At 52.7% G+C, this 11,531-nt stretch carries 13 protein-coding genes; 7 read left to right on the top strand and 6 right to left on the bottom strand.

Annotated features, from left to right (window positions below; translation table 11 throughout):
* Window positions 1-528: 528 nt before the first annotated feature.
* The 3 genes from rpsT to mutM form a co-directional block, all read right to left on the bottom strand.
* Entirely contained in the window at window positions 529-792 is a 264-nt protein-coding gene (rpsT, locus tag ACFE33_RS15165) for a 30S ribosomal protein S20 (protein WP_380055216.1), read from the bottom strand.
* A gap of 96 nt (window positions 793-888) precedes the next feature.
* Window positions 889-1,665 (bottom strand): enoyl-CoA hydratase, encoded by a 777-nt coding sequence (locus ACFE33_RS15160; RefSeq protein ID WP_380055213.1) that lies wholly within the window; start codon window positions 1,663-1,665, stop codon window positions 889-891.
* Between the two features lie 61 nt (window positions 1,666-1,726).
* Window positions 1,727-2,578 carry a bifunctional DNA-formamidopyrimidine glycosylase/DNA-(apurinic or apyrimidinic site) lyase gene (gene mutM / locus ACFE33_RS15155; RefSeq protein ID WP_380055210.1) on the bottom strand — a complete coding sequence of 284 codons (852 nt, stop codon included), beginning with the start codon at window positions 2,576-2,578 and terminating at the stop codon, window positions 1,727-1,729.
* Between the two features lie 87 nt (window positions 2,579-2,665).
* Here mutM and ubiE point away from each other — a divergent pair, with 87 nt between their 5' ends.
* Complete coding sequence (gene ubiE / locus ACFE33_RS15150) at window positions 2,666-3,418, top strand: bifunctional demethylmenaquinone methyltransferase/2-methoxy-6-polyprenyl-1,4-benzoquinol methylase UbiE (RefSeq protein WP_380055207.1); 753 nt, start codon at window positions 2,666-2,668, stop codon at window positions 3,416-3,418.
* On the top strand, window positions 3,419-4,951 hold the full coding sequence (gene ubiB / locus ACFE33_RS15145) for a 2-polyprenylphenol 6-hydroxylase (RefSeq protein ID WP_380055205.1): 1,533 nt from the start codon (window positions 3,419-3,421) through the stop codon (window positions 4,949-4,951).
* Here the strand turns inward: ubiB and ACFE33_RS15140 are convergent.
* The 3 genes from ACFE33_RS15140 to ACFE33_RS15130 are packed head-to-tail and all read right to left on the bottom strand — an operon-like array spanning window position 4,948 to window position 8,134.
* Entirely contained in the window at window positions 4,948-5,820 is an 873-nt protein-coding gene (locus tag ACFE33_RS15140; protein WP_380055202.1) for a phosphotransferase family protein, read from the bottom strand. The two genes, ubiB and ACFE33_RS15140, sit on opposite strands and share 4 nt — an antisense overlap.
* 48 nt (window positions 5,821-5,868) lie before the next feature.
* Window positions 5,869-6,540 carry a flagellar hook capping FlgD N-terminal domain-containing protein gene (locus ACFE33_RS15135; protein ID WP_380055200.1) on the bottom strand — a complete coding sequence of 224 codons (672 nt, stop codon included), beginning with the start codon at window positions 6,538-6,540 and terminating at the stop codon, window positions 5,869-5,871.
* A gap of 13 nt (window positions 6,541-6,553) precedes the next feature.
* Entirely contained in the window at window positions 6,554-8,134 is a 1,581-nt protein-coding gene (locus tag ACFE33_RS15130) for a flagellar hook-length control protein FliK (RefSeq protein ID WP_380055198.1), read from the bottom strand.
* Window positions 8,135-8,301: 167 nt separating this feature from the next.
* On the opposite strand from ACFE33_RS15130, the gene ACFE33_RS15125 reads away from it, so the two are divergent.
* The 5 genes from ACFE33_RS15125 (at window position 8,302) to flbT (ending at window position 11,455) form a co-directional block, all read left to right on the top strand.
* Window positions 8,302-8,538 carry a rod-binding protein gene (locus tag ACFE33_RS15125; protein WP_380055196.1) on the top strand — a complete coding sequence of 79 codons (237 nt, stop codon included), beginning with the start codon at window positions 8,302-8,304 and terminating at the stop codon, window positions 8,536-8,538.
* Window positions 8,535-8,885 (top strand): hypothetical protein, encoded by a 351-nt coding sequence (locus ACFE33_RS15120; protein WP_380055193.1) that lies wholly within the window; start codon window positions 8,535-8,537, stop codon window positions 8,883-8,885. The genes ACFE33_RS15125 and ACFE33_RS15120 overlap by 4 nt, the downstream gene beginning before the upstream one ends.
* Window positions 8,886-9,084: 199 nt before the next feature.
* A complete protein-coding gene (locus ACFE33_RS15115) occupies window positions 9,085-10,602 on the top strand; it encodes a flagellin (RefSeq protein WP_380055190.1) in 1,518 nt (505 codons plus the stop codon).
* Window positions 10,603-10,673: 71 nt separating this feature from the next.
* Window positions 10,674-11,051, top strand: coding sequence for a flagellar biosynthesis regulator FlaF (gene flaF / locus ACFE33_RS15110; protein ID WP_380055187.1), 378 nt, complete (start codon window positions 10,674-10,676; stop codon window positions 11,049-11,051).
* Complete coding sequence (flbT, locus tag ACFE33_RS15105; RefSeq protein WP_380055185.1) at window positions 11,048-11,455, top strand: flagellar biosynthesis repressor FlbT; 408 nt, start codon at window positions 11,048-11,050, stop codon at window positions 11,453-11,455. The genes flaF and flbT overlap by 4 nt, the downstream gene beginning before the upstream one ends.
* The last annotated feature ends 76 nt before the right edge of the window (window positions 11,456-11,531 follow it).

Genomic DNA, 11,531 nt, shown 5'->3' with positions numbered 1-11,531 from the left:
GTTTGCAGAAAACGTGAATTATCGCCTCAGAGCAGCTCTGAAAGCAGGAGTTCTATGTGACCAGTAAACAGTATGGGATGTCCCTTACCCGTACACTTACAAGGCCTCACAAAAACGCAGAGATGAAAACAAAAACTCATCCGCAAGCTCGCCGAATTTTCGGGCATGAGCCAGAGATGTAAGGTCCTCTCTCTAAAACCTGGGTGCAACCCCTTGTTCTATTGAGATAAACTTCTTTGAGAATGAAACTTCCGGTTCTCTCAAAAAATAATACCCCCCACCACCATCGACAAGTAGTTGTTGGCGTGGCTGTAGTTTTGTCTTCAACGACGTAGTGAATCGCATGGTCAAGCTAGCAACTGAAAGCGTGCGTTCGCAACACATCTTCGAGCTTGACTCTGACTTTCTCAAAACGAATCTAGTTGGACCAAATTCCTTCGTGCGGCGCAGCATTTTTTGCCGCGCAAGCACAAAAAAAGAGCACCCTCAGAAGGGCGCTCTCTTAAAGACTGCAGATGTCTTAACGTTTTAAGCGATTGCTTTAACGCGAGCCGAAAGGCGCGACATTTTGCGTGCAACTGTATTCTTGTGGAAAATGCCTTTAGTAACACCACGCATCAGCTCTGGTTGAGCGGCGCGCAATGCTGCAGTTGCATCTTCTTTGTTGCCGGCCTCGATCGCTTCTTCAACCTTACGGAGGAAGGTACGAACGCGCGAACGGCGTGCTTTGTTAACTTGGAAACGACGTTCGTTTTGACGAGCGCGTTTTTTAGCTTGGGGCGAATTTGCCATATCTCGAATTCCCACTCTTTGGGGTCGCATAAATCTGAAGTTGGGCTTCTAGTCCCGACTCGCCCGCAAGTCAACGGGGGTATGCAACGTTTTTTACTATTTATCTCGGAACTGCGCTTCTCGTTTCTCTTGAAACGCAGCCATACCTTCTTTTTGGTCCTCTGTTGCGAACAGAGAATGGAATAGACGTCGTTCATACAACAACCCTTCAGAGAGCGTTGTTTCGTATGATCTATCCACGGCTTCCTTGGCCGCCTTGGTGGCCAGCATGGATTTCTCTGCGATCTTTTGCGCTGCTGACATCGCTTCGTCAATCAGCTTTTTCGCAGGCACCAAACGACTCACGAGGCCGCAACGTTCCGCCTCTTCGGCGTCCATGAAACGTCCGGTAAGGTGCATATCCATAGATTTCGATTTGCCGACGAATCGTGTGAGACGTTGGCTGCCGCCCAGTCCCGCAATGACGCCAAGGTTGATTTCGGGCTGACCGAACTTGGCTGTATCTGCCGCAATGATGAAATCGCACATCATCGCAAGCTCACATCCACCGCCGAGCGCATATCCCGCAACAGCGGCAATAACAGGCTTGCGATTGGCAAGGAGGCTTGCGCTCTCGGCACCGAAGTAGTCGGAATTGAACATCTCAACGAAGGTTTTATCCGCCATCTCTTTGATGTCCGCACCGGCCGCAAATGCCTTTTCCGATCCGGTGATAACGATGCAGCGAACCTTATCGTTTTCTTCGGCTGCGCTCAGCGCTTGTCCAAGTTCACCCAACAGTTCCGAATTTAGCGCGTTCAGCGCCTCGGGGCGGTTGAGCCTGATAAGGGCAACGTGTTCTTCGACTTCGACGATGAGCGTTTCATAGGCCATTTGGGGCTACCATATAGTTTCGGATATACGATGGATTAACAATCTTGTGCCGCTATTCAAGTTATCTTTGGCATTGCGCGCAATAGAAACTTGATCGACCGGACTGTACGATTCGTTGAATCGTGCCCGTACAACCCTCTGTCAGACAGGGCAGTCCCTCACGGCCGTAAACCCTGAAACTATGTTGAAAATAACCTAGATCACCATCCGCTTGGCGATGATCCTTAAGTGTCGAGCCGCCTGATTCTATAGCCTCACTCAAGACTTCGCGAACGGCAGGAACCAAACGCTCAATTCGGTCCTTGGAAAGGAAGTCCGAGCGTGTTTCGGGGCGGATCTGTGTCCGGAAAAGCACTTCGCAGACATAGATATTGCCCAATCCGGCGATGATTCCCTGATCGAGAAGCGCGCTTTTGATCGGGGTTTTCTTGTTCTTTAGGCGATCAGCAAGGTATTCTTGGTTAAATGCGTTCCCCAGAGGTTCTGGTCCCAAGTGCGCGATAAGTTTGTGTGCCTCGACGTTCGCCGTCGCGACGAGGTCCATCGCTCCAAATCGGCGCGCGTCGTTAAAGGTTACGCGTTTTCCACCCTCCATATCCAACACTACGTGGTCGTGTTTCGCAGGAGTCGGCAAATCATGAGGGAACGTGCCCGTGGCGCTTCCTGAAATTTGCATTCGTCCAGACATGCCTAAGTGAATAATAAGCGTTTCGCCACTATCGAGGTCCGCTAGGATATATTTCGACCTGCGCCGCAGCCGAAGTATCTGCTTCCCAGTCAGACGCTCTGCCATATCGGGTGGGAACGGCCAGCGAAGGTCGGGGCGCCGTATATCCGCACGAAGGATTCTCTTGGCTTCCATCACTGGGGCCAAGCCGCGACGAACCGTCTCGACCTCGGGTAATTCAGGCATGTGAACCTTTCCTTTGACTATCTGAACGTTGTAACCAAATCTGAGCGCTCTATAAGAGTCGCGATGGATAGGAATGGGCAAGGCAAAATGACCGACAATTCCCAGAAAACAACGCATTTCGGTTTTCAGACTGTAGATGAAGACGCCAAGGCGGGCATGGTCCACGGCGTTTTCACGAATGTTGCAAACAAATACGATGTGATGAATGACGCGATGTCCATGGGCATCCACCGTATTTGGAAAGAGGCGATGATGGACTGGCTTGCGCCTCGGTCGGGTCAGAAACTCCTCGATGTTGCGGGTGGAACGGGCGATATTTCGTTCAAGTTCCTAAAGCGGGCAGGGCATGGCCACGCCACGGTGTGCGATATGACCGAGGGAATGCTTGTGGCTGGTGCGCAGCGCCCCGAAGCCATTGAACGTGCTGACGAACTCAATTGGGTCGTTGGAGATGCGATGGCGCTTCCGTTTCCCGATAATTCTTTCGATGTCTATACCATCAGTTTTGGTATCCGGAATGTCACTCGGATACCCGATGCTCTTTCAGAGGCCTATCGTGTCTTGCGTCCGGGGGGACGGATTATGGTTCTGGAGTTCTCGCAATTGCCCAACGCGATGATGCAAAAGGCATATGATTTATACTCGTTCAACGTCATTCCCAAGATGGGCAAAGTTATTGCGAATGATTCCGAGAGTTATCAGTATCTCGTTGAGTCCATTCGAAAATTCCCCGATCAGGATACCTTCGCCCAGATGATCCGCGATGCAGGGTTCGAGAACGTTAAGTACCGCAACCTCTCGATGGGTATTGCGGCGCTGCATTCAGGGTGGAAAATTTAGATGCGCGGTCCGCACAACATTTGGCGTCTGATCCGCACTGGCGCCACGTTTGAACGCAACGGTGCGATGCCAATCTTGCTGGATGCGGTCGATGCGCCTCCGTTGGCGCGAGTGGTCCTGCGGAGTTTGGCTTGGCCGTTTCAATGGCTGGGGTTGAAGGGCGACCCGAAGCTTACGCCCGTGACGCGCGCGCTGAATGTATTAGGGCCTGCGTACATCAAATTCGGTCAGGTACTCTCTACGCGTCCCGATATTGCGGGAGAGGATCTGGCGAAACAATTGCGCGTCCTGCAGGACAAGCTTCCGCCATTCTCAACCGAGCTCGCCAAAAAATCCGTTGAGGACGAACTAGGTCGCCCGGCAGATGAGTTGTTCAGTGAATTTGGCGAAGCCGTCGCTGCGGCAAGTATCGCACAGGTGCATCGCGCGCGCCTTGCCGCCACCGGCCAAGAGGTCGCGGTAAAGGTGCTTCGTCCGTCAATTGAGCGCGCGTTTCGCAAGGATATCGACGCGTTCTATTTCGCGGCAGGCGTTCTGGAAATCCTGTTGCCAGGTACGCGGCGCCTGCGCCCGACCGAAGTTATTGAGCATTTTGATAAGGGCGTGACGGGGGAACTTGATCTGCGCTTGGAAAGTGCAGCGGCCTCAGAGTTTGGCGCGAATACCATCGACGACGAAATGTTCCAAGTTCCCGAGCCGAATTGGGAATTGTCAGGCCGTCGCGTGATGGTTCTCGACTGGGCAGAGGGCACGGCGATCGGTGACAACGACGCCCTAGATGCGGCTGGTCACGACCGACAGATCATCGCCGCGCGGGTTCTTCAACTTTTCCTAAGTCATGCTCTGCGTGATGGTTATTTTCACGCTGACATGCATCAGGGCAATATGAAGATCGCCGAAAACGGAGATATTATTGCCTACGACTTCGGGATTATGGGGCGTATCGACGAATATACGCGGCGTGTCTACGCAGAGATCCTCTATGGGTTCATAACGCGCGATTACCGTCGTGTGGCAGAGGTGCACTTTGAGGCGGGCTATGTGCCTGCTGACCGCGATGTCGAAGAATTCGCCAACGCTCTGCGTGCCGTCGGAGAGCCAATATTCGGGATGGATGCCAGTTCGATCTCGATGGGGCGGTTGCTCCATTATCTGTTTGAGGTAACAGAGCGTTTTGGGATGGAAACTCGCACCGAGCTTATCCTGCTTCAGCGCACGATGGTTGTGGTCGAAGGTGTCGCGCGCTCACTGGATCCGCGCATTAATATCTGGCAAGTCGCGAAACCAATTGTCGAAGGCTACATCAAAGAAAATCTGGGCCCCAAGGCGTTGATGGCTGATTTGGTGCGCACGGTGCGAGTGCTGAGTCGGTTTGGTCCTCTGCTTCCGCGAATGGCAGAAGACGCGCTTATCGCTCGGTCTCAAAAGCCGGAGGCTCCACCCAAAGCACAGCCAGTTAAGGTTGGTTTGGTTTTCGGAGCGGGGGTCGCTCTCGCGTTTGCTGTTCAGTGGATTTGGGTAGCCGTCACCTAGAAATAGTGGCGAAGCGCGTCGATTTCCGCGTCATATCCCGCCTGATATTCATGCGATCCATGTTGCGATTTCCACAAACAATAGGCCGCCATGCGCCAATGATATAGCGGCGCCAGTGCATAATATCGATCGGAAATGCGCCCATCCCCGTACGCGCTCAGGAAGTCATCAATCATGTCGTCGGTAATCGGAAACGACGAATAGGCCACCCGCATCGCTGGCGAAAGAAAGGTAGATATGTCTTCGCACGGATCACCATATGCGGGACACTGCCAATCAATAAACACGGGAAAACTTGGTGTTTGAATGATATTTGCGGGGACCAGATCGCCGTGTAGTAGCACTGGGCTAACATGCGGGAGTTGAGGGATCTGCGGCTTTAGTTCACTCAGCCTATCCACGCTACTTCCAGAACAACTCTCAAGAATGCGTTCACCGTGTTCGATTATCGCCAATGGCTGCGTGGGTAGTTCACGTAAATTTAGATTGCTCGGGATTCGGTGAACCTCACGCAGCGCGCGACCAACCTCCCGAGAATCGCGTCGCGTGTGCGGCTGGCCGCTGACATATTCGTATACGACGCAGTCCCCCAAGCGCGTACGGTGTAGAGATACCGCAGGTGGCGTGAACCAGCTTTCCTGTAATGCGCAAAGAATTCTGAACTCGTCGTGCGGATTATTAGGAAAAAGCGGGTTCTTGTTTGCGGATGGGTACAGCTTGCAAACATGATCAAAACCGGAGCCAGTTACGCGCCAACTGCGATTGGTTTTCCCGCCCGCAAGTTGTGTCCATGTCGCATCAGCAGAGATAACAGCCCGCAATTCGCGTGCGAGTTCAAATGTAGGATTATGTTGCAAGGGCTGGTTCATAGCTGTGCCAAATTAGGTGTGGACCTAAGCAAACACAAGCTACGGAAACTAACTCTCTTGCCGCAATGCGGACACTTCTGACGCTTTAAGCTGCGCACCGCCTTCGAGGACCAAGACCACTTCATCCCCATCGGCGCGCGCCTCAAGCACCTTGCTGTAAATTTCCACCACTCCATCAGGGAGGCGTTCGTCATCTTGATAGCTTTCAAGCGAAAATGAATAGAGGCCGTTTGGCAGTGGAGTTCCCGAGTCGCTAGCTCCTGCCCATTCCATTGTCTCCGCGGTCGCAGAAATTGCTTGCCGTTGTACAATATCGCCAGCCTGATTCCGGACCACGAGGAAGTTCTGATCTGCTCCGTTAGGAGGAATCGGCGAGATTGAAATCGGGCTGCCGTCAAAATATGCGGGCCCATCGGCGCGGGCCTCCATACCGATCCAGCCCGCCATCTCGGCCAATCCTGAGGGCCCGTTACCTGATACCATGCTTTCCAAGAGTTCGTTGGTCTTCACTGCCTGCTCAACGTTGGAGAATGTTGCAAGCTGAGCGGCAAAATCCTGTGATTGAGTTGGATTCAGCGGGTCTTGGTTAGTGACCTGCGCAGTCAACATTTTCAGAAATGTATCAAAGTCCGAAGAGAGCGCAGCGCGATCCGCATCAGTAGCGCTTCCGGTTTGGGTTGCAGCGGCTTGTACGGGTGCGGATGTGAGTGAAATATCCATTAGTTACTCCTATCTAAACGCGAATATCGACGCCGGTGGATGTTGTAAGATCAATTCGATGCGGCGAGGGGCCTTCGGAACTATCGCGAGCGAAATCGAAGTCATAATCGTTTGCCTGATTTTGATCCGCGCCCTGCTGCTGATCGCGGTTTGATTGTGCGAAGTTAAGGGTAAGGCTTGTGTATCCGCTATCAGTAAACTCTTGGGTCAGAAGGGCAGCATTTCGGCGCATAAGGTCAAGTGTTTCGGGCCGCTCAGCGACGATCGAAATCGTCATTCCTTGCTCATTTGGTGAAAGCGATAATTTAACGCGGCCAAGCTCCTCAGGCGAAAGGGCGATCTCTATCGGTTGCGATGCGTCCGCCGTTAGCGCGACAGAGAGCTGCTGCGCAATCGCGCGCGCCACCGGCGGAGGTGGGAGCGTTGTGGTTGGTGTTGGGGCGGTCCTTGGTGTCTCATGGCTTTGGAGGTCTACCCGAAGTGTCGATTCTGCTGCCGCCTGCTCGATCATAATCGGCAATTCAGTCGGTGCCAGCGATGGCGCTAAATTCGGAAGCCCGGAAATAGGCAGCTCTGTCTGACGATTAATGGCCGTGAGGGGAGCGTTGTCATTTTGCGGCGGCAATGGCTTCTCTTGCGGTTTAGAGCTGTCATCCACGTCGGATGTGACATTTGTCGTGGGCGCAAGTGGTTCCAATGGCTTTAAGGGTCGCTCGGGTTCTCCATTTGGGCTCTGTGGAGCGGTGGTCTGTATGGCGGTCAATTCACGCGATTCGGCACTCTGTGAAGGTTGCGCCTTGTCATAACTATAATGCTCCGAACTATCACCTAAAGGTATCTCTATGGCCGCATTTGTTGTCACTGGCGTAGCAACGATTGGAGCACTTTGAGCTACTTTATCGGTCGGTATCGCTACAGGCGCTTCAGTATTTTTCACGGAGACCTCAGGCGATTTGGCTCTGACTTCTGTAAGCAGAGAAGCTTGAAGGGTAGTCTCTAAAACGCTGCGGGGCGCCTTGACTTCTGGCGACATTGTTTCGGTTCCAAAGGCGGCATTTGGCGTCATTGGTGAGGGGTTAGTTACGTCCTGGGAAATATTCATGACCGAAATGGGGACATGCAGAAATTCCCTTTCTGTCCGCTTCTCAGGCTGAGAAGTTGGTACTTCGGTCGGATCAGGATCCGAAGGCGGGATAGTTGTAGTTTGGTGCGGAGCGGGCAGGTCGCCGCTGGGAAGGGGGCTTGGTACTTGGCCCTCAGGAGAGGATTGAACGGGTAGGGGCATAGTAAAAGAAGCTATCGGAGTATTGGGTTTCTCCGGCATTTGAGCCAATGGCGTTACTTGTTTGTCGATTTGTTCCTCAGTTTGCGGTGGTAGTTCTGGAAGATTACTCACTAGTTCAAACGCGATAGGAGAAGGCGTGTGTTGTGGCAGTTGAGGCAAATCCACTAACTCCGGAACGAACTCAGTTTCAAAGTCTTCAAGACTAAACAGCTGATCTTCAAGTGGGAGCACGTCAACGCCGAAACTGCCAAGCACTTCATTTGAGTCGACCGCCGGCGGCACAGTCATCGGGATTAATTGGATATGCATCGTTGCCCTCTCGGGGTTCTACCTCGTTGAGGGCTCACTATGGGCTGATTTAGTTACCGGATGTTTACCGAATTCGGCGCACAATCGGAAAATTAGCTAGAATTGGATGCAATATGATACCTGACAGTCTCTCTATAATACCCTCCGCAAATGGGCGGCAAAACGCGATGACCGAAAAGGATTCGCAATTAATGGATGCTGCAAAAAAGCTAGAGGCGAGTTTTCTATCTGAAATGCTCAAATCGGCCGGGTTTGGTCAAACACCGGAGAGTTTCGGTGGTGGTGCGGGGGAGGACCAGTTTAGTTCATTCTTGGTTAGCGCACAGGCCGACGCCATGGTTGAGGGCGGTGGAATCGGCCTAGCACAATCGTTTTTCGACGCCCTTAAGGAGGCGCAGAAATGAGTGCAGAGCGGCTGGCAAATGATCTCGAAATGCTGTTAAGCGACGAGCGAAACGCGATTCTTGGGGGTAAGTTTGAGCACCTAAGGAAATTCACAAATGAGAAGGCGCGGCTTGTAGATGAGTTCACGCGCGGGGAGCGTCCAGATGCCGAGGTCCTCGCGAAACTCAAGTGTGCGGCGAGACGGAATCAGGACCTTCTCGCGATGGCAGTGCGGGCAATTCGTGCCGTGAATGGCCGCTTGCAGGCTGCTAAAGGGCAGTCAGAAACGCTCAACACCTATACGCTCGCAGGTCAGCGCCAGAGTCTTGGCGACAAGGGGCGCGTTTGCTTTGAACGGCGGACCTGAGATCGCTGCGATAAGTTGAATAAAATTCTCATGAAGTGGCGATTGGAGCTTAGGAAACTCTTAGGTTTTGCCTGCCATCTTTCGATTACGGAAGAGACGTTTGGAATTTGAACGTCTGAATTTGTCAGAACGACAACCACCGCACGTCAGCGTGCAAATCGAAAATTGGCGCAAAAGCGCCCTCAAATGGGAATTCAATATGTCCAGTATTCTGACAAATACCGGCGCGATGGTCGCGCTTCAGACGCTTAAAGGTGTGAACGCCAACATGGCAACCACACAGAACGAAATTTCTACTGGTAAATCCGTATCTTCGGCCAAGGATAACTCGGCGGTTTGGGCCATTTCAAAGGTGATGGAAGCGGATGTAAATGGTTTCAAGGCGATCTCAGATAGTCTTTCTCTCGGAGAATCAACAGTTGCTGTAGCGCGCCAAGCGTCCGAGACGGTGACTGGATTGCTTACCGATATTAAGGGAAAAATCGTTGCCGCACAGGAAGAGAATGTTGACCGCACGAAGATTCAAACGGATATCTCGGCGCTTCGCGATCAAATTACCGCTGTGGTTGGTGCTGCGCAGTTTAACGGACTGAATTTGATCCAGGGTACCGACGAAGTTAATATTCTTTCGTCCCTAGATCGAAGCAGCGATGGAACTGTCTCTGCATCGAACATCACAATTGAGCGCCAAGATCAGTCAACGACCGCGGGTACGTATGGCTCTGGTACGGACATTTCTGCCAATGCAAGCATTTCCGGCGGTGCGACTGCGGTTGCCAATACTGCGAACACCGCGGTTGCCACGTTTGGTGCAACTTGGGCGGCGAATGACACTGCGACTCTAACGGTCGCGGGTGTGGAGCTAGGGTTCACTGCGAAGGGAACTGATCCTGCGGATGTTGCTAGCTATTTTGAAGGTGCGATCAACGGCTTAGGACTGGATGGCGTTACAGCCTCTTCGTCTGGCGGTGCGCTAACGATTAGCTCGACACGTGCGTTTGAGGGGCTCGACGTAGCAGTTTCGGCAACGACAGCCGGCGATGGTACGGGCCAGATTACTGCTGCGAACGGTACAACTGGCTTGACGGATGCTTCCGCAACAATCGAGCAGCGAGCGGAAACGGTAGCGTTCTCGACAGTGGCGGCTGTGAAGGACGGGGATAGCTACAAAGTCACTGTCGGAAGCAGCTCGTATAATTATATCGCGGGCAAAAATGAGACTATGGAGGACGTCGCCAAGGGCCTAAAAACTGCGATTGATGGCGGTGATATCGACGGAATTACGACCAAGGTTTCCCAAGATGCGACGACAAAACAGTGGAGCCTGAGTATTGATAACAGCGGTTCCAGTCTCGCGCTGGCGCGGACCGCAAATGAGGGCGGAACCGCATCCGGTGGTCTATTCGGTTTGGACAAAATTGACGTGCGGAGTGACGCTGGAGCGTCGTCGGCACTGGATAGTATCGAAACACTAATTCAATCATCTATTGATGCTGGCGCTAACTTCGGTTCTGCGGAGGCGCGGATTGAAAATCAGAGCGACTTTATTGGCAAGCTAACAGATTCATTGAAGTCCGGAATCGGTACGCTTGTTGACGCTGACATGGAGGAAGTTTCCGCGCGCCTAACAGCGTTACAGACACAGCAGCAACTGTCGATTCAGTCATTGTCGATTGCAAATCAGGCTCCTCAGTCGATCCTTTCTCTCTTCCGGTAAGTGAGAGGCCCATGGGGCGCTAATAAGGCGCCCCATTACGCATAGTAATTAGAGCTTCGGAAGGAAAAGAAATGAACGCTTTAGATCAGGCCAAAACGGCTTATGGTAAAACACAAACAACGACTCGCTCTCCACGTGGAATCGAATACGAAGCATTTGCGCGCATCACGCATGCATTGAAGGCAGCGCAATCGAAAGGGAAGGCGGGGTTTAAAGATTTGGTGGCAGCTATGCATCAGAACCGCCAGCTATGGACACTACTCGCGTCGGACGTCGCCGAAAGCTCAAACCAACTGTCAGACGACTTACGAGCAAGGATTTTCTATCTCGCAGAGTTTACCGCCGTTCAGACACGAAGAGTACTGAAAGATGGTGCCTCCGCGGACGCGCTGATCGACATCAATTCTGCGATCATGGGCGGCTTGCGTGCAGAAGGGGGGGCAAAATGAGTGGCCTCGTCCTAAAGCTGGGGCCAAAAGAGCGGGTTCTAATTAATGGTGCAGTGATTGAAAATGGTGATCGACGCTCGCGACTTTCCATCGTTACGCCGAACGCAAATATTCTTCGCCTGCGAGACGCAATCCACCCAGAAGAAGCAAATACGCCCGTTCGTCGTGTCTGCTATATTGCACAGCTTGTTCTCTCGGGCGACGCCGAACAGGAAAAGGCAAGTATCCAGATGCTGCGCGGGATTGAGCAACTCAGCCAAGTACTGGTCGACGTCGATAGTCGGGAACTATTGACAGCAGCGACAGATGCCGTGTTAGGCGGGCAGTATTATCAGGCGCTCAAGTCGTTGCGCACTTTGCTTCCAAGGGAAGAACGACTAATGGCGGCTGCGACGCTGCAATGACGTTCCAAGCGATTTTACCGATGGGGGGATATGCGGGATGGACCTTTCTGGAGCGGACCAAGGAAACGCAGCAGGA

The sequence above is a fragment of the Falsihalocynthiibacter sp. SS001 genome, assembly GCF_042445055.1.
GTDB lineage: Bacteria > Pseudomonadota > Alphaproteobacteria > Rhodobacterales > Rhodobacteraceae > Falsihalocynthiibacter.
The sequence above is the reverse complement of the archived record's forward strand: the minus strand, read 5'-3'. Positions and strand labels throughout refer to the sequence as shown.

What these genes read in the sequence shown, in the direction of transcription:
- flbT (WP_380055185.1), top strand. Translation starts at nt 11,048, where the DNA reads ATGAGTGGCCTCGTCCTAAAGCTGGGGCCAAAAGAGCGGGTTCTAATT.
- ACFE33_RS15115 (WP_380055190.1), top strand. Translation starts at nt 9,085, where the DNA reads ATGTCCAGTATTCTGACAAATACCGGCGCGATGGTCGCGCTTCAGACG.
- flaF (WP_380055187.1), top strand. Translation starts at nt 10,674, where the DNA reads ATGAACGCTTTAGATCAGGCCAAAACGGCTTATGGTAAAACACAAACA.
- ACFE33_RS15160 (WP_380055213.1), bottom strand. Translation starts at nt 1,665, where the DNA reads ATGGCCTATGAAACGCTCATCGTCGAAGTCGAAGAACACGTTGCCCTT.
- ACFE33_RS15135 (WP_380055200.1), bottom strand. Translation starts at nt 6,540, where the DNA reads ATGGATATTTCACTCACATCCGCACCCGTACAAGCCGCTGCAACCCAA.
- mutM (WP_380055210.1), bottom strand. Translation starts at nt 2,578, where the DNA reads ATGCCTGAATTACCCGAGGTCGAGACGGTTCGTCGCGGCTTGGCCCCA.
- ubiE (WP_380055207.1), top strand. Translation starts at nt 2,666, where the DNA reads ATGACCGACAATTCCCAGAAAACAACGCATTTCGGTTTTCAGACTGTA.
- ubiB (WP_380055205.1), top strand. Translation starts at nt 3,419, where the DNA reads ATGCGCGGTCCGCACAACATTTGGCGTCTGATCCGCACTGGCGCCACG.
- ACFE33_RS15140 (WP_380055202.1), bottom strand. Translation starts at nt 5,820, where the DNA reads ATGAACCAGCCCTTGCAACATAATCCTACATTTGAACTCGCACGCGAA.
- rpsT (WP_380055216.1), bottom strand. Translation starts at nt 792, where the DNA reads ATGGCAAATTCGCCCCAAGCTAAAAAACGCGCTCGTCAAAACGAACGT.
- ACFE33_RS15130 (WP_380055198.1), bottom strand. Translation starts at nt 8,134, where the DNA reads ATGCATATCCAATTAATCCCGATGACTGTGCCGCCGGCGGTCGACTCA.
- ACFE33_RS15120 (WP_380055193.1), top strand. Translation starts at nt 8,535, where the DNA reads ATGAGTGCAGAGCGGCTGGCAAATGATCTCGAAATGCTGTTAAGCGAC.
- ACFE33_RS15125 (WP_380055196.1), top strand. Translation starts at nt 8,302, where the DNA reads ATGACCGAAAAGGATTCGCAATTAATGGATGCTGCAAAAAAGCTAGAG.